18 protein-coding genes are annotated in these 20695 nt (G+C 69.4%); 6 read left to right on the top strand and 12 right to left on the bottom strand.

What is annotated here, in order from left to right:
• Window positions 1-182: 182 nt before the first annotated feature.
• Window positions 183-2219 (top strand): hypothetical protein, encoded by a 2037-nt coding sequence (locus KEG57_RS15115; protein ID WP_272418991.1) that lies wholly within the window; start codon window positions 183-185, stop codon window positions 2217-2219.
• Window positions 2216-2968 carry a hypothetical protein gene (locus KEG57_RS15110; protein WP_272418993.1) on the top strand — a complete coding sequence of 251 codons (753 nt, stop codon included), beginning with the start codon at window positions 2216-2218 and terminating at the stop codon, window positions 2966-2968. Before KEG57_RS15115 ends, KEG57_RS15110 begins: the two co-directional genes overlap by 4 nt.
• Before the next feature lie 60 nt (window positions 2969-3028).
• On the opposite strand, the gene KEG57_RS15105 is transcribed toward KEG57_RS15110, so the two are convergent.
• The gene (locus KEG57_RS15105) at window positions 3029-3550 is read right to left on the bottom strand and encodes a tetratricopeptide repeat protein (RefSeq protein WP_272418994.1); all 522 of its coding nucleotides are present in this window, start codon (window positions 3548-3550) and stop codon (window positions 3029-3031) included.
• A gap of 90 nt (window positions 3551-3640) precedes the next feature.
• Here KEG57_RS15105 and KEG57_RS15100 point away from each other — a divergent pair, with 90 nt between their 5' ends.
• From KEG57_RS15100 to KEG57_RS15090, 3 genes are read left to right on the top strand one after another with little or no spacing between them, the layout of a single operon-like run.
• Window positions 3641-5659 carry a DUF8728 domain-containing protein gene (locus KEG57_RS15100; protein WP_272418997.1) on the top strand — a complete coding sequence of 673 codons (2019 nt, stop codon included), beginning with the start codon at window positions 3641-3643 and terminating at the stop codon, window positions 5657-5659.
• Between the two features lie 34 nt (window positions 5660-5693).
• The gene (locus tag KEG57_RS15095) at window positions 5694-6407 is read left to right on the top strand and encodes an esterase/lipase family protein (protein ID WP_272418998.1); all 714 of its coding nucleotides are present in this window, start codon (window positions 5694-5696) and stop codon (window positions 6405-6407) included.
• Window positions 6408-6417: 10 nt separating this feature from the next.
• The gene (locus tag KEG57_RS15090) at window positions 6418-7008 is read left to right on the top strand and encodes a hypothetical protein (protein ID WP_272418999.1); all 591 of its coding nucleotides are present in this window, start codon (window positions 6418-6420) and stop codon (window positions 7006-7008) included.
• A 16-nt stretch (window positions 7009-7024) separates the two neighbouring features.
• Here the strand turns inward: KEG57_RS15090 and gcvPA are convergent, their stop codons facing one another.
• The 9 genes from gcvPA to KEG57_RS15045 all read right to left on the bottom strand — a co-directional run bounded on the left by gcvPA (window position 7025) and on the right by KEG57_RS15045 (window position 17423).
• Window positions 7025-8383: an aminomethyl-transferring glycine dehydrogenase subunit GcvPA gene (gene gcvPA / locus KEG57_RS15085; RefSeq protein WP_272419000.1), complete on the bottom strand. Its 1359-nt coding sequence runs from the start codon at window positions 8381-8383 to the stop codon at window positions 7025-7027.
• Window positions 8384-8421: 38 nt separating this feature from the next.
• A complete protein-coding gene (gene gcvH / locus KEG57_RS15080; protein ID WP_272419001.1) occupies window positions 8422-8823 on the bottom strand; it encodes a glycine cleavage system protein GcvH in 402 nt (133 codons plus the stop codon).
• A 38-nt stretch (window positions 8824-8861) separates the two neighbouring features.
• Window positions 8862-9977, bottom strand: coding sequence for a glycine cleavage system aminomethyltransferase GcvT (gcvT, locus tag KEG57_RS15075; protein WP_272419003.1), 1116 nt, complete (start codon window positions 9975-9977; stop codon window positions 8862-8864).
• A 126-nt stretch (window positions 9978-10103) separates the two neighbouring features.
• Entirely contained in the window at window positions 10104-10640 is a 537-nt protein-coding gene (locus KEG57_RS15070) for a hypothetical protein (RefSeq protein WP_272419004.1), read from the bottom strand.
• Window positions 10619-14260, bottom strand: a complete 3642-nt coding sequence (locus KEG57_RS15065; protein WP_272458574.1) for a pilus assembly protein — start codon at window positions 14258-14260, stop codon at window positions 10619-10621. Before KEG57_RS15065 ends, KEG57_RS15070 begins: the two co-directional genes overlap by 22 nt.
• 10 nt (window positions 14261-14270) lie before the next feature.
• On the bottom strand, window positions 14271-14927 hold the full coding sequence (locus KEG57_RS15060; RefSeq protein WP_272458573.1) for a hypothetical protein: 657 nt from the start codon (window positions 14925-14927) through the stop codon (window positions 14271-14273).
• Window positions 14924-16189 carry a prepilin-type N-terminal cleavage/methylation domain-containing protein gene (locus tag KEG57_RS15055; protein WP_272458572.1) on the bottom strand — a complete coding sequence of 422 codons (1266 nt, stop codon included), beginning with the start codon at window positions 16187-16189 and terminating at the stop codon, window positions 14924-14926. The genes KEG57_RS15060 and KEG57_RS15055 overlap by 4 nt, the downstream gene beginning before the upstream one ends.
• A complete protein-coding gene (locus KEG57_RS15050) occupies window positions 16189-16800 on the bottom strand; it encodes a type IV pilus modification PilV family protein (protein WP_272458571.1) in 612 nt (203 codons plus the stop codon). Before KEG57_RS15050 ends, KEG57_RS15055 begins: the two co-directional genes overlap by 1 nt.
• Window positions 16797-17423 carry a prepilin-type N-terminal cleavage/methylation domain-containing protein gene (locus tag KEG57_RS15045; protein WP_272458570.1) on the bottom strand — a complete coding sequence of 209 codons (627 nt, stop codon included), beginning with the start codon at window positions 17421-17423 and terminating at the stop codon, window positions 16797-16799. The genes KEG57_RS15050 and KEG57_RS15045 overlap by 4 nt, the downstream gene beginning before the upstream one ends.
• 196 nt (window positions 17424-17619) lie before the next feature.
• On the opposite strand from KEG57_RS15045, the gene KEG57_RS15040 reads away from it, so the two are divergent.
• Window positions 17620-18708 (top strand): DUF6599 family protein, encoded by a 1089-nt coding sequence (locus KEG57_RS15040; RefSeq protein ID WP_272419013.1) that lies wholly within the window; start codon window positions 17620-17622, stop codon window positions 18706-18708.
• A gap of 52 nt (window positions 18709-18760) precedes the next feature.
• Here KEG57_RS15040 and KEG57_RS15035 read toward each other — a convergent pair whose 3' ends face one another.
• Complete coding sequence (locus KEG57_RS15035; RefSeq protein ID WP_272419015.1) at window positions 18761-19522, bottom strand: peptidylprolyl isomerase; 762 nt, start codon at window positions 19520-19522, stop codon at window positions 18761-18763.
• A gap of 104 nt (window positions 19523-19626) precedes the next feature.
• Window positions 19627-20478 carry a MaoC/PaaZ C-terminal domain-containing protein gene (locus KEG57_RS15030; protein WP_272458569.1) on the bottom strand — a complete coding sequence of 284 codons (852 nt, stop codon included), beginning with the start codon at window positions 20476-20478 and terminating at the stop codon, window positions 19627-19629.
• Window positions 20479-20695: the final 217 nt, after the last annotated feature.

Raw genomic sequence — 20695 nt, 5'->3', positions numbered from 1 at the left:
GGACCGGAAAGGACGAAACGCCGGGGCCTGGATCGCTCCGCGCGGAGCGGACATTCACGCGCCGTGCGAAATCGAGAACGACCTGGGCGCTGCGGGGCGCGGAAATTGCGAGGTCGGGCGACACGAAAAGCAGGCGTCCCCGGCCTATCGCGGGCGGCTACCGTCATGCATACTTTTCCGTCATGCGCGACCTTCGGAGCTTCTCTTTTGCTCTCGTATCGTCCTCGGTCCTCCTCGGCGTCGCCGGATGTGGTCCCCAGCCGGCCGCGCCGCCCGAGGCCGCCTCGATCTGGGTGGCCCCGTCGTCGCTCACCGCGCCCGCGGACATGAGCTTTTTTGATCATCCGTGGCCGAGTGATCTGCGCCTCGAGGACGGCGTCGTGCCCCTCGAAGGGTTTCCGAACCCGCGCATCGTGCCGATCCTCTCCGAGTACATCTCGCTCATGGATCGCAAGCTCGACGGCTTCTCGCCGGCGGCCACGGGCTACCTGCGTTTCGATGGCCCGCTCGATCCAGCCTCGCTCCCGAAAAACCCGGGTCTCACACTCGACGCGCGCGCGTCAGTGCAGCTCCTCGACATCGATCCCGCATCGCCCGAGCGCGGCACGCGCAGGCTCGTCTCGCTGAAGTTCCGCGCGGAAGAGGGCGTGTATTACCCGACGAACACGCTCGCCTTCATGCCGACGCTGGGATTTCCCCTGCGGCCGCACACGCGGTACGCGCTCGTCGTGACCGACGCGGTGCGCGGGGTCGAGGGAGGCACGATCGCGAAGAGCTACGAGCTCGCGCAGGTGCTCGGCGAGCAAACCCCCGAGAGCGACGTGGCTCGGGTCGCGAAGGAGGAGCTCGCGCCCGCGGTGGCGGAGATCGAGAAGGCCGGGATCGAGCGCGCGCGCATCGTGCACCTCGCGATCTTCCGGACGAACGATCCGACCGAGGAGCTCTTCGCGGCGCGGGATCACCTGCGCGCGAACGTGCCCGCGCCCGTCGCGAACCCGACCGCGTGGATCATCGGCGGCACGTGGGACGCGCGCACCGAATACCTCGGCGTCTACGGGCCCTCGCCGAACTACCAGGAGGGCGAACTTCCCTTCGAGAAGCCGAGCGACGGAGGCGCCTTCAAGTACGAGAACGGCGCGCCCGCGGTCGTCGACACCTTCGACCTGCGCTTCTCGCTCACCGTGCCGAACTCGCCCGCGTGCCCCATGCCGCCGAACGGCTTCCCGATCGTGCTTTATGCGCACGGCACGGGCGGCGATTTTCGCAGCTACGTGTACGACGGCACCGCGCGGAGCCTGGCCGAGCAATGCATCGCCTCGATGGGGGTCGATCAGATCTTCCACGGCCGCAGGCCGGGCGCGCCCAAGGACGGCGATCCCTCGCGGATCTCGCTGCTCTTCTTCAACGTGAACAACGTCCTCGCGGCCCGGACGAACAGCCGGCAGTCGGCGCTCGACGAGGTGCAGCGCGCGCGGCTCTTCACGGAGTCGAAGATGGAGGTGCCCGCGAAGATCTCCGTGACGGGCCAGCCGATCCGCTTCGACGGCACGCGCCTCACGTACTTCGGCCACTCGCAGGGCGGGCTGAACGGGCCGCTCTTCCTTGCCTCGGACGATCAGGCGCGCGGTGGCGTGCTCTCGGGCTCATCGGCGGTCATGGCCATCACGCTGCTGGAGAAGACGAGCCCGTCGCCGAGCATCGCGCAGCTCGTGAAGACGGTGTTCTTGAGCCTGAAGGGTGAGGAGGAGGCGGAGCTCGACCTTTTCCATCCGGCGCTCTCGCTCGCGCAGATGCTCGTGGACACGACGGATCCGTTGCATTACGCGCAGCGTGTGGTCCTCTCGCCACGTGACGGGATGGCGCCGAAGAGCATCTACATGACCGAAGGCGTGAACTCCGACGGCTCGGGCGACAGCTACTCGCCGACGCGCGGGATCGAGACGCACGCGATCGCGATGGGCCTGCCGCTCGTCCTGCCGTCGCAGTGGCCGATTCCGGAGCTCGCGTGGGGCGGGCCGGGCACGGTGGAGATCCCGGCGTCGGGTCTTTCGGGCAACCTCGCCGACGGGAAGGCGACGGGCGTGCTCGCGCAATGGCCGGTGCCGGAGGACTCGGACGGTCACTTCGTGGTCTTCCGCGTGGCCGAGGCCCGATCGCAAGCTTCGATGTTCCTCCGTAGCCTGAGCGATGATCCGAAGGGGCAGGTCTCGAAGCCGTGACCGACGACGAAACGAGCGAGCGCGCGGCGCGGATTTGCGCCGCAGAAGCAGTCACGAAGCGACGCCCGCCGGCGCGAGGGGCGTGGGATCTCACGGGCGATCCACCCGAGGATCTCGCGGCGCTCTGGGCGCATGCAGGCGGGCTCGAGCTCGGCGACGGCACGCGCCTGCTCGGCCCCGAGGAAGTCGGTCCTGCAACGAAATGGCTGACGGAGGAGAAGTCGCTCGGCTGGGACGGCGATCTCTTCGTGATCGGCGAGCGCGACGATCTCGTGATCGTGCGGGATCTCGATCGCGCGGGCCTACGCGCGGGCGGCGGCGTGCTGGAGGCGCCTTCGGACGGGCTCGAGGCGTTCCGGCGGGTCGCGTGGGACGTGCTCGGGTATCTGGAGGCGCGTCTCGGGTTCGAGCCCGCGCCGCAGCCGACGCCGGAGATCGCGGTGCAGAAGGCGGCCTCGGAGAGGGACGCCGCGACGCTCACGAAGCTGCTGGCCGAGTCGTTTTACCCGGGCAGCGAGGCCGTGGCCGCGCACGCGGCGCTCGTGCTCGGCGAGATCCTGGCGGCCGCGGGGGACGACGTCGCGGCGATGCGTGCGTTCGTGCGGAGCGTGTCGTTTCGCGTGCAAGGCGCGCGTCGCGGGGCCGAGGCCCTGGAGCGCGCCGCGGGCTTCCGCGCGGCCGCGCGCGTGGCGGAGTCGGTGGGCGCCAAGGCCCTCGCCGAAGCATGCCTCACGCGCGTCGACGTTTGAGAGTGTGGTTCCCCAGGCTGCTGCGCGGCTCGCGACGCCTGTGGAACCCCCCTCTTCGTGTCACTCGAACTCGACCGACTCGTTCTCGCCCGCGATCCCCAGCATGCCGAGGATCTGCTCGACTTCGAGCCGTGCTTCGAGCTCGGGGTTCGACTTGAGGAACCCTTCGAGTTGCTTCTTCGCGGCCTTGCGGTTGCCCTTCGCGGCGTAGGCGAGGCCGGCGGCCTGCATCGCTTCGCCGTCGCCGGGGAACCTGCGCAAGGCTTCGTTCGCCTGCGACAGCGCGCCGTCGAGGTCGCCGAGCTGGCGCAAGAGGTGCGAGAGCGCGACGCGCGCGCCGAGGTAGTTCGGGGCGAGGCGGAGGGCCGCGCGGTAAGCCTCGCGCGCGGTCTCGCGCTCGCCCGTCTCGAAGAGGGCGGCGCCGAGGAAATGGAACGCGTAGGGGTTCCTCGGATCGGCCTTGATGACGTTGCGCAGGGCGACGAGCGCCTCGACGAAGCGCCCGTCGTTCATGAGCTCGGTCGCCTCTTCGACCGCGTCCCATCGGGCGGCGTCTTCTGCATCCACGGTCTGCGTTGCCATGCGCGAAGCATACGCGCGGAAAGCGCGGTGCGCCGTAGGGCGAGCGATCAGCGCTTCCGGCACCTCGTTTTTCGTGGTTAGTCCGGCTCGATGGTCAAAAGGCCCCGCGAGCCCGCGCTGTTTCCGGTCTTCGCGGCGATCCTCGTGATCGCTGTGGGCCTGGCGTTCTGGCTGCCCGGGTTCGAACGGACGGACGGGGTGTTCCCGGTCCCGCTCGACGACGTCTACATCCACTACGGATTCGCGCGGTCCGCGGCGCTCGGCCATCCGTTCGCGTGGCTGCCCGAGAACGGGTACTCCTCGGGCGGGACGAGCCTCACGTATCCGCTCGTGCTCGCGCCTGCGTGGGCGCTCGGCCTGCGAGGCGCGCGGCTCTCGTACTTCGCGGCCGCGATCACATGCGTGTGCTTGTGGGATCTGTGCCGCTCGGTGCGAGCCTTGCTCGAAGGCGCGCCGCGACGTGCAGCCTGGATCGCGGCACCCCTGCTCCTCGCGGTGCCGCTCGTCGATTGGAGCCTGTACGCGGGCATGGAGACCGCGCTCTTCGCCGGGATCCTCGGACGCCTGCTCGTTGCGGCGCGGCGCGCGACGACGGCGTCGCCGAACGAGCGTCCCTCCGCGCAGCTCCGCGCCGGGCTCTGGGGCGCGCTCCTCGTGGCCACACGGCCCGAGTCCGCGGCGCTCGTCGGGCCGCTCGGCGTGGCTGTCGTGTACGGCGCGCGTTCGCTCGGAACGGTGCCTTCGCTCCTCCGAGCGCTCGGGCCCATGGTGTTTTTCTTGGCCGCGCAGGCGTCGGCGAACCTCGTGTTCACCGGGGAAATCAGCCAGGCGGGCGCCGTCCGTAAGCTCGTCGGGACGAACCCGTATCTCACGCCGATCGAGGCGGCCGTGGAGGTGATCAAGAACCTCGCCGTGCTGCGGGCGCAGGCGTTCGACGTGGCGCTCGGGGGCCCATCGTTTTCGTTCGTCGTGCCGCTCCTCGCGCTCGTCGCGGCCTTCGCGCGGCGCACGCGTCTCCTCGCGATTCCGCTCGTCGCGGGCGCGATCGGCATGCTCCTGCTCGTGTCGCTGAACACGACGGCGCGGTACCAGAACTTCCGGTACGCGGTGCCTTCGCTCCTGTTCCTGCTCGTCGCCGCGGCGCTCGGCGCAGCGGAGTTGATGCGACGGGGGCGTGTGCTTCGTGCGCTCGGGGTCGGGCTTGCGCTCGTCACCACGCTCGCGCCTGCGCGGCTTTTTCCGCGGCAGATCGATCATTTCGCCCGCGCCTCGGGCAACATCGAGCAGCAGCAAGCCGAGGTCGCTCGTCGCCTCGCCGCGCTCTCGCCGCGTCCGCTTCGCGTCCTCGTCGGTGACGCGGGCGCGATCCCCTACCTCTCGGGTATTTCGGCGCTCGATGGCCTCGGCCTCGGCGGTTATCACGACCTGCCCTTCGCCCGCGCCTCGGTGCACGGGATCCCCGCGATCGTCGAGCTCATCGAGCGGATGCCGGCGAGCGAGCGGCCCGACGTGATGGCGATCTACCCGGGCTGGTTCCCCGACCTCGCTCGATCGTTTGGGCAGAAAATGTTTTCCGTGCAGATCGAGGACAACGTGATCTGCGCCGCGCCGGAGAAGGTCGTGTACGCGGCGGACTGGTCCACGCTAGCGGCGAGCGACGAGACGCGGGCGGGTTCGGTTTTCGAGGTCGACGTCGCGGATCTCGTGGACGAACGGGCGCACGGATACACGTTCCCGCGGCCGCAGGCCGGGTGGGTGATCGGCGCGACGTTGCGCGACGCGGCCGGGCATGCGCGGTTCGACGCAGGCCGCATCATCCCGCAGGGGCAAAGCGAGTCGTTTCGCGTCACGCCGCACGTCGCGCGAGGCCCCGCGACGCTCGTGCTCCGGACCGATGGAGGCGGACCGATCACGCTCCAGATCGAGCACGTCGTGCACGGGGAGCCCCTCGGGGGAGGCACGCAAACCGTGGAGATTCCCATGCGGGACGAGGCGACTTGGTTCGAGGCGCGTGTCCCGCTTTCCTCCATCGGCGGTCGTGATTCCGTGAAGATCACGGCGAAGCAAAACGCGTGGCGGAGCTTCCACGCGTGGCTCGTACGACCTTGAAGATCACGGGCGCCGTCCGTGGCATCCTCGCGGCATGGCGGATCGTCCCTTCTGGGCCCGCGCGCTCGTGAACGCGGGCCGCGAGGCCCTCGCGTTCGGGCGGCAGGCGTGGCTCCTGCGGCACGATCTCGAGGGAGCCGCGCCGCATGCCGAGGTACAGGACGGTGACGACGTCGTGGTGCTCCTCCACGGCCTCTTCGCGACGGCCGGCGGGCTCCGCCCCATGCGCCGCGCGATCACGCGTCACAAGGGCGTGCACGCCGCGGCGATGACGTATCCGCCAGGCCCGGGCGTCGAGGAGCTCGCCGAGCGGCTCGCGGCGCTCACCGCGGAGCTGCCCGGCGCGGCGCGCCTGCACCTCGTGGGGCACAGCCTCGGCGGCGTCGTGGCGCGGTTTTACGCGCAGGAGGCGGGGGATGCGCGGGTCGTGCAGACGATCTCGATGGCGAGCCCGTTCGCGGGCGTCGTCGGGGCGAGCGCGCTCGGGTTCGGCGCGGCGCGTGATCTCGCACCGGACAGCGCGGTCCTGCGCAGGATCCGTCTCGCCGCGTCGGCCACGGCGAACGTCCCGCACCTCTCGATCATCGCAAGGGCGGACGCCGTCCTGCGTTCGCCCGTGTCACACGCCCTGCCCGGCGGTGAGGTGATCGTGATGGAAGGCCAAGGGCACAACACGGTGCTCTTCGACGAGGAGGTCGCGCGGATCGTCGAGCGGCGGATCCTCGGCCGCCGCAGAAAAACGTGCTAGGTGCGGGTTCGTGCGTCGCAACGTGAAAGCTTCGTGGATCGGAGTCGCGCTCGCCTTCGGGGTCGCGCTCGCGCCGGACGTCGCGCGGGCCGACGCGTCGGCGTGGGCGTTCGCGGGGGCAGGGGCGCTCGCGTGGAAAGAGGGGACGGCGGCGCTCGCGCCGCGCGCGGCCTTCAACATCGATTACGGCGTGGGCACGACGCCGGACGGATCGTTCATCGTCGGCGGACTCGCGCGGCTCACGCCCGTGGTCGACGAGGGCCTCGACCTGTCCTTGCTCGCGCGCTTCGCCACGCACGGCTTTCAGGCGGGCAAGGTCGGCGTCGCGGTCGACGTGGGCGGCTACCAGAGGCTCTGGGGGACCTACTCGCGCGGCGTGGCCGGGGGCCTCACGCTCGGCTTGCCGCTCGGCTTTTCGATCGGCGTGCAAGGGCTCTACGGGACGGGCGATGCGCTCGCGTTCGGCGCGTTCGCCGGCATCGATTTCCTGCGCCTGACGATCTACCGGCAGTCGATGCTCGACGCGTGGCCGAACCCGTATCCGGCGCATCAAACGCCGGCGGCGACGGCCTCGTTCGGGCCGTCGCCGCGGTTCTTCTGAAGCTTGGGGGGCTTCCTCAGATCGACGCGAGAGCCTCGACCAGCCGGTCGAGGTCCGCACGCGTGTGGCGCTCGGTCACGGCGATGAGCAGCTCGCCCTTCCGATCGGCGCTGACGCGGCCGAGGTCGAAGCCGGGGATGATGTCCCGCGCGGCGAGCGTGTCGCAGACCTTCTTCGCGTCGCCGCCGCGCACGCGCACGACGAACTCGTTGAAGGTCGGAGCGCGGTACGGCAGCGAGTAGCCTTCGAGGCCCGCGATCGCCTGCTTCAGGTACTCGGCCTTGGCGAGGCACTGACGCGCGGCCTCCACGAAACCCTTCTTGCCGAGCATGCACATCTTGATGGTCATCGCGGTCGCGCAGAGGCCGCTGTTCGTGCAGATGTTGCTCGTGGCCCGCTCGCGGCGGATGTGCTGCTCACGCGTGGACAGCGTGAGCACGTAGCCGCGGTTGCCCGCTTTATCGACGGTCTCGCCGGCGATACGGCCGGGGATCTGCTGGAGGTACTTGCGGTCGTCGCGGCACGCGAAGAGCCCGACGCCGGGGCCGCCGAACTGCGGCGGGAGGCCGAGCGGCTGGCCCTCGCCCACGGCGATGTCGGCGCCGAGTGCGCCGGGCGACTCGAGAAGCGCGAGCGCATACGGATCCTGCGTCGCCGTGATCACGAGTGCGCCCTTGTCGTGCGCGGCCTCGGCCACCTTCCGGAGATCGCAGATCGAGCCGTAGAAGTTCGGGTACCCGACGACGACACACGCGGTCTCGTGCGTGATCGCGGCCGCGAGCGCATCGACGTCCGCGGCGCCGTCAGCGGCGAGGGGCACCGTCGTGAGCGAGGCCTTGCCCGTCCCGAGGCTATGCACGTGCGTCTCGATCGTCTCCAGATACTCGGGGTGGATGCCCGCGGAGATGACCGTGTGCTCGCGCCCGACGAGCCTGCGCGCCATGAGCACGGCCTCGGCGGCCGCGCTCGCGGCGTCGTACATCGACGCGTTCGCGAGCGGCAGGCCGAAGATTTCGCTGACGATCGTCTGGAACTCGAAGATGACCTGCAGCGTGCCCTGCGCGACCTCGGGCTGGTACGGCGTGTACGCCGTGTAGAACTCGCTGCGCAGGATGAGCTGGTCGGCGGCGGGCGGGAAATGATGCTCGTACGCGCCGGCGCCGAGGAACGAGAGCATGCCGGCCGCGCGGTTCTTGCGGGCGAGCTCTTCGAGGTGGCGCATGAGCGACGGCTCGTCGACCGGCGCGGGCAGGTCGAGCGGGCGATCGTAGCGGGCGCGTGCGGGGATCGATTCGTAGAGCGCCTCGAGCGACGGCAGGCCGACGGCCTCCAGCATCGAAGCGATCTCCTCGGGCGTATGAGGGAGGTATCGCATGGGTGTGGAGAGAGATGATGAGGAGGCCGCGGCCCGTCTCAGTGGCCGGCGGTCTTCAGCAGCTCAGTATAGGCAGTGACGTCGAGCAGGCCATTGAGCTCGTTCGGATCGGAGGGCTCCACGGCGATCATCCACCCGAGGTCGTAACAATCCTCGTTCACCTTCTCCGGCTGCTGCTCCAGGAGCTGGTTGATCTGCACGACCTTCCCGCTCACCGGGGCGAAGAGGTCGCTCAGCGACTTGACGCTCTCGATGGTCCCGAAGGCCTTGCCCTGGGTGACCGTCTCGCCGACCTTCACGTCGAGGTTCACGAGCGTGATGTCACCGAGCAGTTCCACGGCGTACGCCGTGATGCCCACGAGCACCCGGCCGTTCTCTTCCTTCGCCCACTCGTGATCCTTGCTGTACCGACGATCCGAACGAACATCATTGCTGCTCATACGAAGGCTCTCTCCTGTCCCCTGCTACGACGCTTCCGCTACGACGAACGCTTGTAAAACGGAGTCTTCACCACGACGGCGCTCACCGAGCGGCCGCGGCAGTCGACCTCGAACGATGTGCCCACCTCGGCGAGCGACGTGGGCAGGTAGCCGAGGCCGATGTTCTTGCCGACCGTGGGGCCGGGGCTGCCGCTCGTACACACGCCGACCTTGATCCCCACCTTGTCGAGGAGCGGGTAGCCGTGCCGCGCGATGCCGCGGCCGGTCATCTCGAAGCCGACGAGCTTGCGCGTCAGGCCCGCAGCCTTGAAGCGCTCGAGCGCCGTGCGACCCACGAAGTCGCCCTTGCCGAGCTTGACGACCCAGCTGAGGCCGGCTTCGAGCGGGTTCGTCGTCTCGTCGATCTCGTTTCCGTAGAGCGAGAGGCGCGCTTCGAGGCGGAGCGTGTCACGCGCGCCGAGGCCGGCCGGCTCGAGGCCGAGCGGGCCGCCGAGCTGGACGAGGGCGCGCCAGAGCTGCGCCGCGCCGTCCGTGGGACAGAAGATCTCGACGCCGTCCTCACCCGTGTAACCCGTGCGCGCCACCGTGCACGGGACGTTCGCCAGCGTGGCGTCGCGGAAGTGGAAGGCCGGCAGCTCCGCGAGCGCAGGGCCGTCGCCGCCCGCCTGCGCGAGCAGCGCGAGGGCCTTCGGGCCCTGCAGCGCGATGAGCGCCGTGCGATCGGAGGCGTCGTCGAAGTCGCAGTGGTTCACCGCGGCGGCCCGGAAATGCGCAGCCATCTTGTCGCGGTTCGAGGCGTTGCAGACGATGAGCCATTTGGTCTGCGACACGCGGTAGACGATGAGGTCGTCGAGGATCGTGCCCGCGTCGTTGCACGCGACGGTATAGAGCGCCTGTCCGTCCATGAGGCGCTTCGCGTCGTTCGTGATGAGGTAGTTGACCACGTCCGCCGCGTAGTCGCCGGAAAGGACGAGCTCGCCCATGTGGCAGACGTCGAAGATCCCCACGGCCGTGCGCACCGCGCGGTGCTCTTCCGTGACGCCCTTGTACTGCACGGGCATTTCCCAGCCCGCGAAGGGCACGAGGCGGCCGCCGAGCGCGACGTGCTCATCGTAAAGAGGGGTCCTGCGAAGCGGTACCTGGGGCTGATCCATGGTCGACACCCCGCGCGATGTAGTCCGATTCGGGGTCAAAGTCGATGGTCGTCCGGTACGGTCCAGCACGGACGCACGATCGCAGCTTGCACGATCGATGACGCGCCGCGCATCGGGCCGGAAAGCCTATTCGAGCTTGGTGGGGTCGAGGGGTTGTCCCTGCGGTGTGAGGCCGAGCTCGCGCCACCGCTCTTCCTCGGTCAGGCCATCCTTCGCGGGGGGGCGGGTCACGTCGCGCACGACGATTTCGGTGTGATCGTCCCGCTTGAGGACCTCGATGCCGAGGACACGCGCGGGCGCGGGCGCGGACTTCGCGGTCGCGCCGTGGAAGATCGTCTTCGGCGGAGCCGACTCGACACGCTCGGCGACGACGCGCTCTTTCACGTAGGTCGCGACGTCCTCGGCGCGCAGGCTGCCCCGGGCGAAGAAGGCGTCTGGGAACTGCGCGGTGACCGTCATGGCGCGCGGTAGTTTGAGCCCAAACGCATCGACCGTGCCCTCGGCGAGCTCGCCGGGCGCGAGCTGATCGGGACGCGGGGCCGGGGCCGCGGAGGGGGCGCCGGTGGGCGCGCGGCGTTCGTCACTCCCGCGGCAAGCCGAGAGCAGCACGAGCGCCGCGGCGGCGCAGAGGAGCGCGTGGTTCACTCGAGGACGAGGCCCCACGAGTCGATCCTCACCGAGGTGCGCGGAGGCGGCAGGCGTTTCGTCACGGTGTTCGTCTTCGAGTTCTCGCTCGACGTGCCGCCCTGGCCGGTCTGGAAAACGAGCTGGAACTCGCCCGCCGTCGAGTTGCTCACGGCCGTCATCGCCCCGAACGCGGGGTCGGCGAAGTTGAGCTCCCCGTAGCAGCTCGGCGTCTGCGTGACGGCCACGCCGAACACGACCGTGCCGGGCGGCTGGTTCTCGAAGTAGCTCAACGTCTGCGGCGCGTTCACCGGATCCTGCACGTACCGCGGGCAAGGCCAGTCCGTCGGCGGCGTGGGACCGTTGGCACTGCAAGCATTCTTCCGGTAGTAGTCGACACCCCACACGGCGCCGTAGCCATCGGCGCACGCGTTGCCTTGCAGGCCGGTCGGCGTGAACGTCGAGAAGTAGGCGACGCCGTTGAAGAGCGAGATCGGGCCGGTCACGCGCACGCCGTTCTCGAAGGGGATGACCCAGTTGGTCTTCGTGACGAACGTGCCCGAGCCGGTGAGCTCCTCGCGGATCGACCAGGCGCGCGTCTGCACGCCCGCGCTCGACGTGAACGTCTCCTGATCACCGGTCGAGAGGAGCACGACGGGGTTGCCGATCGGATCGATCGTGACGATCGGCGGCGTCTCGATGGGCTGGCGCGTCGCGGCCGTGTCGTTGCCGAACGAGTACGCGTCCCACGCGAGATCGACGGTCCACTTGTCGGGCTTCGGCGACGTGAGGTCGATGCGGTACAGCGTGCCGTCCGCGTCGCCGACGTAGATGCGATCGGAGACCTGGCCAGGCTGCGCGGGATACGGGACGGGGATGCCGGTGACGGGCGAGTCGAAGGAGTTTTCCTTCACCTTTGTCGAGGGCAGCACAGGGCCGTCGTCGGCCTTGCCGCGGAAGTTCATGAGCAGCTCGCCCGTGTCGAGGCGGACGACCGAGAGCGAGCGCGCCGCGCCAACCCTGCCGTTCGCGTCGTGCCAGCACCGCACCACGTCGCCGCTGACCTTGGGCTGGTACGCGTCGGACGACGAGACCTTCGTCGCCGACTTGAGGCGCGGGCAGCTCCCGCTCGCGAGCGTCGTCGTGCCGCCCGGGAGGATCGCGACGGCGACCTCCTTCACGTCGTTGTTGCCGTCGTCGACGGCGATCGTGGCGATCGCAGGCTTGATCGTGGTGGCCCCGAAGAGCGGCTCGCCGTTCGTGTTCGTCGAGAGCTGCCAGAGGAACTGCGGCTCCGCCGGCTTCGTCACGTCGAGCGCGTAGTAAAAACTGCCGCCAGGGCCGCCGGCCGCGACGAGCACGCTCCGCCACTGCGAGCCCGCCGCGCCGGCCTGCGCCTGCGCGCGCGTGCGCTGGAAGATCACGTCCTTCACGACGGGGCTTCCATCGAGCAGGAACGCCTGCCGACCGTATGTGGCCAAAAGACCGGGGAGCACGTGCGGCGGGAGGAACGACCAGAGCTCGTTGTTCTCCAGCGTGTCGACGCGCTGCGTGTCGGCCGGATCGTTCGACGCGACCTTGAAGGCGTGGAGCTGGCCGTCGGTCGTGGCCGCGAAGAGCACGAGCGGGCGCTTCTTGATCACGGGATCGGCGGCGAACGCAGCGTACGACTCGTCGCGGAGGTACTCGTTCGGCGCGCCCATCGTGACGGGCGAGGCGTGGTAGATGCTGCCGAAGCTGTTGCCGTACCGCGACTGCGGTACGCCGGGCATGCCGACCTCCCAGCGGATCACCGTGTCGGCGCAGGTGCTCGCGCTTGCGCCCGAGCCGGCGATCACCTTGCACGCGTCGGGCACGGGGCTCGACGGGATGTCGAGCGCGGGCGGCGTCGCCGCGAGCGTCGAAGCGAACGATGCGCCGTCGAGCAGACCCGTGCTCGCGCCGCCGTAAAGGCCGAGGCCGTCGTCCGTGGTGACGTCCGGCCGGAGCGAGCGGCGCGAGTGGATCTGCCCGTTCGCCTGCGGGCCGACGAGCGTGAAGAACTTGCGGCCGGGCGTGTTCGTGTTGAGGTTCGCCTCGAAGTCGTCGCCCTTGGCCGGCTCGATCGACGCGAGCACGGGCTTGAGGACGCCGGACTGGTTCTCGCAGATGTACCGCTTGCGCTCGAGGTTGCCGGTCCAGAGCGAGCCGACCGGCGCGTCGAAGGACGTGACGAACTGGTAGCCCTTGGCCTGGGCGTTGCCCTGGCTCGTGGCGCTGGCCGTGGAGAAGACGGGGAGCGTGCGGCTCGTCGAGCCGGACGAGACGACGGCGAGGACCTGATCGAGCGCGGTCTTGAGCGTAGGCAGGTCGTTCGCGAAGAACGCGCGCGTCGTGCCGCCCTCGTACGCGATGCGCGAGAGCGTGCAGCACGCCTTGAGCGTGCCCGTCGCGTTCGAGCAGAGGCCGCCGGGGCTCACGATGTCGTTCTGCGTGAGCGTGCTGCAGTCGGTGCCCCCCGCCTGCGACAAACCGAAGCCGATGGCGAAGGTCTTGATCGGGTTCGACAGCGTCGCGAGCTGATGCGCGATCTCGTGCGGCCGCGCGTAGGGGCACTTGCCGTTGCCGGTCGCGCAGGACTCGCGCAGGTCGAGGTTCGGCTCGCCGTCCGAGAGCAGGATGATGAACTGGTTGCGGCACTGACCCGCGAAGTACGGATCGTTCTTCGGGCCGAAGGGTTTGCCCGTGGCCGGATCGTCCGAGCCGTCGTTGATCAGGTAGTCGCGCGCGTCGGCGAGGATGCCCGCGATCGGGGTCGCGCCGTAGGGCCGCATCGCGAGGAGCGAGGCCTGGATGCGATCGTTCGTCTGCTGCACCTGCGCGATGGGCGCGTCGTGCGCGCCGAAGCCGAGGAGGCGGCCTTCCCACGGCGGCGCGGCGGGGTTTCGCGCGCCAACCTCGAACGGCTGGTTCGCGCAGTTCGGGGGGTTGCCGTCCGCGGGCGAGCCGCCGGAGCTCCAGTTCGGGTAGTAGCTCCACATGCCCTTCGTGCCGTCGTTCGGCGTGGGCACGGAGCCGCTCGCGCCGGTGCCGGGATCGGGCAGCGTGTCGAACGTCATCAGGCCGAAGCGGACGCGATCGCGGTACGTGTCGAGCAAGCCGTCGTTCGCTTGCTGGAAGCCCGGCGATGCGCAGGCCTGGTTCGTGTTGTTCCACGCGTGCGTCTTCAGCGCGTTCGCGGGCCAGTCCCACCAGGCCGGGCCCATCGATCCCGGGCCGTAGGTGCAGCCGTTCGAGAGGATGCGGTGGAAGGGCAGGTAGTACTTGGAATCGTAGGGCTCGGGGCCGCTCGGCAGGGTGAACTCGTTGAGGAACGAGGTCGACGATCGATCCTGCGCGAAGCACGAGAAGTTCTGGATCGTCCCCGTCAGCACCGTGACCAGCGTGGCCCAGCGGTTCAGCGGCGTGGCCGTGCCGGGGACACACGTCGCGCCGGCCTCCTCGGGGCGCTTGCCGCTCGCCATGTTCTCCATCGACCCCGAGGTGTCGATGACGAGCAGCACGTTCGGCAGCGGCGGGTTGATGTCGATCTGCGCCTCGGCGACCGGCGCGAAGGACGCGATCGAGAGCAACGTTGCGGCGGCGATGGGCGGGGAGAGGACGCGGGTCAGGGTTCGCATGGGTCCTCCTTCAAGGTCCGGAGATCGGTCCGACGACGAGCTCGGCGCGGAAGGTGGTGCTCGAGAGGGTGCTCGCGACTCCGTTCGGCGGCGCGAGCCGGATGCGGCCCGTTCCATGGAGCATGACGCTCATGAAGTGGACGTTCGCCGCGCCCGCGGAGGTGTAGTCGAAGCCCGCGATGGGGCGATCGATGCGGTAGAGGTCGTTCATCTCGACGAGCAGATCGGCCGTCGCGTTCTCGCTGCGGCCGAGCGTGCCGTGATGCCCGGTCTGCGCGTCGTACGGCTGGAAGAGCGCGAAGCGGAGCTCCTGCTCGAGGTACGTCCGGCCGAACCGCGTGCAGTTCTGGTAGTACGGGTCGCCCGACATCCCGAGGCACTCCGTGGAGTTTTGCCGCGCGAGAAAGTCGATCTGCGCGCCGAGGTCGCGCGAGAGCTTCGCGGTGACGGCGTGCATCGCGCTCTCGCCGAAGTAGCGGCTCTGCGTGGTGACGCGCGAAATGCCGCTCGTGCTCGTGGCGATGGTGCTCGCCTGCGCGGCGAAGAGGCCGATGCCCGTGAGCATCGCGATGACGAGCACGACCACGAAGACCGTGGCCCCGCGCTCGCCGCCGCGCGCGCGACGACGCGCGATCGCGCTCGGGGTTTTGCGGACGATCACGCTCACGACCCACCTCCCCGCGTGTTCACGAGCGCGAACTCGCGCTCGAGCGTGCGGACGCGCGCGAAACGCTCCGCGCCCTTCGCGTTCCCCACGAGAAAGCGGAACGGGCGACCCGCGGGCGAAGGGATCTGCGTGGGCCGATCGGGCGCGCGGGAACGTGTGGAGAGACGAACTTGCACCGAGCGCACGGCCTCGGGCCGGCTGCCTTGCACGTCGGGCGGGCCCGCGATCGCGTAGACCTGCGCGTCCGGCACGGGATCGGTGATCGGGAAGCGCTCGAGGACCGGCGCGTCCGGCTGCGAGGTGATGGCGAGCGCGGTGATGCCGAAGCGCAGCCCGACCGCGTACTCGGTGACGAGCTCCAGCGTGCCGGGGATCTCGGAGTCGTCGGGCGCGAGCTCGACACGCACGAGCTCGGTGCGATCGACGTCGCCGGTGACGGGGTTCAGCGGCTGCACGTAATCGGCGAAGCTCGCGTCGGCCACGACGGACCGGAGCTCGTAACGGACGCGCGAGATCACGTGCACGGGATAGCCGCTTCCGAAGCCCTTGATCCCGCACGAGGGGCCCACGCTCTGCGAGGTCTGGATCGGCACGAGGGGCGTGTTTTCGATCGTGACCTGAATCGACTCGATCGGCGTGCCCGCCGCGGCAAACCCCTGGATGCGGCCGTAGTAGTCGTGCGTCGGGCCCTCGATGTGCAGGATGCGGCCGACGCGGAAGAGCTCGGCGAGCCTCGATGCGACGTTGCCGTTCTGCGTGAGCGCCGCGAGGCGGCGGATCGCGCGGCTCTGCGGCTGGAGCACGATCGTCGTGGTGCTCGCGCCGGGCAGCGTCGTGCTCATGACGAAGTTCTCGCCGGAGTCGAGATCGCCCGCGATCGTGATGCGCTCATTGCGCAGGTCATTGCCCGCGTTTTGCGGCAGATCGGGGCGGGCCTCGATGACGACGGGCGCGAGCCTGCGCATGCCGGCCGGCCAGTCGACGAAGCTCGGCTGGGCGCAGATGCGACGATCCGTGAAGGGGTTTCGCGTGGTGTTGCGGCCGGCGTGCTCGAGGTCCGTGCCCATGCGGCCGAGGCCCATCGCCACGGCGACCTGCGCGTACGAGATGCGCGCTTCCTCCTGGAAGATGCGCACGGCGTTCTTCGAAAGGAGCACGGCCGCAGCGGCGACGAGCGCGCCCGCGGTGATCGCGACGAGCAGCTCGACGAGCGTGAAGCCGCGCCGATCGGCATCGCGGAGGATGCGGTGTTTCGCGCGCATCAGTTCGAGGCCTCCTCCTGGCCGACCACGGTGGAGAGGTAATAGAAGCCGTACCGCGCGTCGTTTTCCTCGATGTTCGCGGGCGCGGTCGTGCGGCACTCCGTGATTGGCGCGAGGTCGCGGCGCCAGATCACGCGCACGAGCGCGCGGACCGCGATCGGGTGCGTCGCGCCGACCAGCGAGAGAGGCTTCTGGACCGCGCGCGCCATCTGCAGGTGCGTGCAGAACACGCCGTTCGTCGTGGTGTCAGCGATGGGCACGTCCGCGCCGTGGATGTCGGCCACGGGCGAGCTCCAGCCGGGGACCTCGGGCGCGAGGACCCATTGCGCCGGACCGGGCGGATTCACGGGATCGTACGTACCCGAACCAGCGAGCCAGCGCGTCTCGCCGATGTCCGAGATGCCGAGCGGATCGTTCCACTGGAGCGCGTCGGTCTTGAGGCGCTCGGCCCACGTCGACGCCACCTGCCGCGCGCCGTCGCCGATCCGCGCGTTCGAGTTGCCGATCAGCGCGACCTTCTGCAGCGCGATCACGCCCGTCGCGCCGACCGCGAGGATCGCGAGGGCCATCATGACCTCGATGACCGTGTAGCCACGCGATGCCCGCTTCATTGGATCACCCTCGGCAGGCCGAACGACGGCACGAGCACGCGGCGAATCCGGCCGTTCGCGAGGTTCTTCACGGACAGCTTCGCCGCGCCGACCATCTGCACGAACGCGCCGTCGTTGTAACGGACGAACGCGGTGCGGCGCGCGAAGCAGACGTCGGCGATGTCCTGGATCGAGTTGTCGGGGCCGAGAAAGCCGACTTCGACGAGCGTCTTCTTGTCGGTCGAGGCGAACCGATAGGTTTGTCGCTCGAGGGCGGGGTCGTCCCAGTTGATCGTGTTGCAGCCGCGCGGCGAAATCAGCGTCGGCGTGGGCGTGTCGAGCGCGGCGCGCACGGTCTCGACCTGCACGGCGCCGCTCGGCTTGCGGAAGCGCACGAGGAACGTGGCGCGCTCGGACGACTCGACGTAGCCGCGGCGGTAGAGCTCCGCGAGCTGCATCGTGAGCCGACTCATGCCGATGTCGCGCATGATCCGGATGAACGCGGGCGACGCGACCGCGGCGAGCAGCGCGATCGTGAAGATGACCACGAGGATCTCGGTCAGCGTGAAGCCACGCGCCCGATCCGCCGCACCTGCGGTCCGCGTCCTGGGAAGCCGGCGAGAAAGGAAACGAGCCACCAACATGATTGGTAGCAAGCCTCGTGCCTCGAAGAAAAAGTTTTCGGGGAAGCGGAACGGGCCGAGAGCAAGGCCGGATGCGAGGTGCGGCGCGGGACGAGCCGCTACGGATTGCGACGCTCTGCAAAAGTTGCGGGATCCAGAGGGCCGGGGGCCTCGTGCCCTTGCACCGGTCTTCTGATCGTTGCATGTGCGGTCGACCATGATTCAACGGCACGCGGCAATCGGTTCCCTCCTCGCCCTCGCCCTCGTCAGCGCTTGCAAGAACGAGGAGCCTCGCGGCGCGGCGCCTCCGCCGCCTCCCGCGGCGAAACCCGCGGCCTGCGCGGGCGGCGGCGGGACCCTGTCCGACGCGCAGTCCGCGGCGTTTTTCCCGCGCACCACCGCGGGTTTTTGCCTCGACCCGAACGGCGGCGACAAGACGTACGGCGAAGGCGGCAGCCTCCCGCTCGATCAGATCTGCGACATGTTCGACGGCGAGTGCGAGATCTACAAAGGCTTCGGCGTTCGCCGCGTGGTCGAGCTCAGGTACGTCGACGGCAGCGGCAGCGCGGCGACGATCGACGTGCACCTCTCGAAGTTCGGCACGACCGAGGGCGCGTACGCGATGTTCACGAAGCGCGTCGTCGGTGATGGAGATCCCGCGGGCGAGGACACGCCGCGGCCCATCGAGGGCGGGGGCGCAGCGGCGCTCGGGCTCGGGACGGCGTACCTCTGGCGCGGCGCGCACCTCGCGGAGATCACGTACAACGACGAGGCCGCGGCAGAGCCCGCGATCAAGGCGCTCGGGGACAAACTGCTCGCGCCGCTCGTGAAGGAGATCGGGGCGAAGCTGCCGGGCGAGACGGCGCTCCCGCCGGCCGCGGCGGCGTTGCCCGAGGCGAACCGGATCCCGCTCGGCGTGCGCGTGGTGACCAAGGATCTCCTGGGGATCCCGAGCACGGGCGGCGGCGCGTTCGGCTACTACAAGGACGCGGACAAGCGGTATCGGTTCGCCGTGATGGTGCGCGTGGACGACGAGCAGGCGAAGGACGTGCTCGCGACGCTCGGCAAGGGGCCCGGGGCGCAGAAAGAGAAGGGGATCGGCGACGGCGCCGTGCGCTTCATGAGCAAGGAAGGCGAGGCGCCCGCGGTCGAGTGGATCGTCGCGCGCACGGGCAGCCGGCTCGTGGGCATCGGCGACGAGGTGCGCGTGCTGCGCAGCGGGATGACGGCCGACGAGGTGGCGAAGGTCTCGCTCGGCAAGGATGAGAAGATCGCGCGGCTGAAGGACGCGATCGCCAAGAAGTGAGGGAGGCGTGGGGACGCGGCGTTGGCTCGCGTCCCCCTTCGCCGGTGACGAACTACTTCGTCCTCAAAATGACGTGGTAGCCGAAGGGCGTCTCGACGAGGCCGCTGACCTCGTTGACCTTCAGCTTCTCGACCGCTTCCTGGAAGGGACCGACCATCGCGCCCTTCGGGAAGAGGCCGAGGTCGCCGCCGCGGGCACCCGCGTTCGGCTCGTCGCTGTACTCCCCGACGACGGTCTCGAACTTCGCGCCGTCCTTGACCTTCTTCAGGCCCTCCTCGGCGCGCGCCTTCGCCTCTTCCTTCGTGCGCGTGATGTTCGCAGGCGCGCGCATGCTGCCCTTGTACATCACGAGGAAGTGCTTCGCGCCGAACATCTCGCGCGGCGGCTGCTGCTGCGCAGGTGCCGTGGGGCGAGGCGGGGTTGCGGGCGTCGCCGGCGTGGCAGGCTGCGTCGCGGCCGTCTCCGTGTGCGCGGCGCCGCCCTGGGGCTTCGCGGCGAGGAAGCCGAGCGGCTTGTTGAACATGCCGAAGAAGCCGAGGATGCCGACGAGCACGAGCACGGCCAGGACGACGTGCGGCGTCCACCAGTAGGGATCCTCGTCGTCGCCGTGCGCGGCGGCGTCGTGGCCCTGGTGTTGCGCGTGCTCGTCTTCCTCTTCGTCCTCTTCTTCGTCTTCCTCTTCGTCCTCTTCCTCGTCGTCGGACTCGCCTTCCGCGCCCTCTTCCTCCTCGTCCTCTTCCTCTTCCTCCGCCTGCTCCTTGTCGAGCTCGGGATCCTGTTCGGCCTTGGGCTGCTTCTTGGTCTCTTTGCTCATGATGACTTCTTCAGAGAGAGGGCTTTGCCCCACCGTTCTTGCCGCGCGGGCGGCGATGACCCTGTGATCGGTCCGGTCGAGTTAGCACGCGCCTCGGCGGCTCGTCAGGCGATCTCCGCGTATCCGCCCGTCAGCACCGGGTCCGGTCTTCCCTTCACGCTCGCCTGGAGCGCCACCTTTCCACCTTCGAGCAAGTATCCCTTCGTGACGATCGTTTCCCCAGGCCAGACCGGCTTGCGGAATTGCGCGGACAAAGCCCTGAGGCGCGAGGCATCTCCCTCGAGGAGACCCTTCACCACGGCCCGCGCCGCGAACCCGTACGTCGCGAGCCCGTGCAGGATCGGGCCCTGCGGGAAGCCCACCGACGCAGCGAGCGCCGGATCGGCGTGCAGCGGGTTGATGTCGCCCGAGAGGCGATAGAGCAGGGCTTGCTCGGGGGACGTCGTCTCCTCGTAGGTGAACGTCGGCTCGCGATCCTTGGGGATCGAAGGTTCGTCCGGATCGGAGGGCGGGCGCGGGCCGCTGAAGCCACCTTCGCCGCGGTAGAGGATCGACCAGGTCGTCTCGTAGACGCGCTCGCCGCCTTCGAGCGTGGTCGTCGTGTCGATGACGACCTGCGCGAGCTTCTTCATGTCGTAGATGCCGCGGATCGTGGCGGTCGTGAGCAGCGTGCCCGAGGGCGGGATCGGCGCGAGGGCGCGGATCTTCTGGCCGCCGTGGACGACCATGGCGAAGTTGCCGCCGGTGCGCGCGAGCGACTTGAACACGGGCTCCGTCGCCGGAATCACGGCGAACGTCGGGTAAACTTTGAGCCCGCCTTCGGTGCCCTCGTAGAGGTAAGCGAGCTCTTCGCGCTTCGCGCCGATGCCGAGCGCGTAAAGCGCGAGTGTCTTCCAGTCGTAGGTGAGCGAGCTCGGCTCCGTGGTGGAGCCAAGACTCGAGAGATCGAGGGCCATTGCGCCTTCCGTAAGGATCGAGTCGGGGACACGTACCGATCTCGCGCGGACGCGTCAATTGTCTGTCGTGGGAGGCGCCTCGCTGGGGCGTTGCCCCAGGCCCCACCGGGGCTATCCGCCCCTGGACCTGGACCAGCGCAAGCGCTGGACCCGGGGTCGATGAACTGCGCGATGCGCAGTTCATCGAACAGGCCAGGTCAAGACCAACGACGATCCT

It is taken from the genome of Polyangium jinanense, from assembly GCF_028435365.1.
Note: the sequence above shows the minus strand (reverse complement) of the source record. Positions and strands in the feature narration are given on the sequence as shown.

What these genes read in the sequence shown, in the direction of transcription:
- KEG57_RS15115 (WP_272418991.1), top strand. Translation starts at nt 183, where the DNA reads ATGCGCGACCTTCGGAGCTTCTCTTTTGCTCTCGTATCGTCCTCGGTC.
- KEG57_RS15105 (WP_272418994.1), bottom strand. Translation starts at nt 3,550, where the DNA reads ATGGCAACGCAGACCGTGGATGCAGAAGACGCCGCCCGATGGGACGCG.
- KEG57_RS15100 (WP_272418997.1), top strand. Translation starts at nt 3,641, where the DNA reads ATGGTCAAAAGGCCCCGCGAGCCCGCGCTGTTTCCGGTCTTCGCGGCG.
- KEG57_RS15095 (WP_272418998.1), top strand. Translation starts at nt 5,694, where the DNA reads ATGGCGGATCGTCCCTTCTGGGCCCGCGCGCTCGTGAACGCGGGCCGC.
- gcvPA (WP_272419000.1), bottom strand. Translation starts at nt 8,383, where the DNA reads ATGCGATACCTCCCTCATACGCCCGAGGAGATCGCTTCGATGCTGGAG.
- gcvH (WP_272419001.1), bottom strand. Translation starts at nt 8,823, where the DNA reads ATGAGCAGCAATGATGTTCGTTCGGATCGTCGGTACAGCAAGGATCAC.
- gcvT (WP_272419003.1), bottom strand. Translation starts at nt 9,977, where the DNA reads ATGGATCAGCCCCAGGTACCGCTTCGCAGGACCCCTCTTTACGATGAG.
- KEG57_RS15065 (WP_272458574.1), bottom strand. Translation starts at nt 14,260, where the DNA reads ATGCGAACCCTGACCCGCGTCCTCTCCCCGCCCATCGCCGCCGCAACG.
- KEG57_RS15055 (WP_272458572.1), bottom strand. Translation starts at nt 16,189, where the DNA reads ATGCGCGCGAAACACCGCATCCTCCGCGATGCCGATCGGCGCGGCTTC.
- KEG57_RS15050 (WP_272458571.1), bottom strand. Translation starts at nt 16,800, where the DNA reads ATGAAGCGGGCATCGCGTGGCTACACGGTCATCGAGGTCATGATGGCC.
- KEG57_RS15045 (WP_272458570.1), bottom strand. Translation starts at nt 17,423, where the DNA reads ATGTTGGTGGCTCGTTTCCTTTCTCGCCGGCTTCCCAGGACGCGGACC.
- KEG57_RS15040 (WP_272419013.1), top strand. Translation starts at nt 17,620, where the DNA reads ATGATTCAACGGCACGCGGCAATCGGTTCCCTCCTCGCCCTCGCCCTC.
- KEG57_RS15035 (WP_272419015.1), bottom strand. Translation starts at nt 19,522, where the DNA reads ATGAGCAAAGAGACCAAGAAGCAGCCCAAGGCCGAACAGGATCCCGAG.
- KEG57_RS15030 (WP_272458569.1), bottom strand. Translation starts at nt 20,478, where the DNA reads ATGGCCCTCGATCTCTCGAGTCTTGGCTCCACCACGGAGCCGAGCTCG.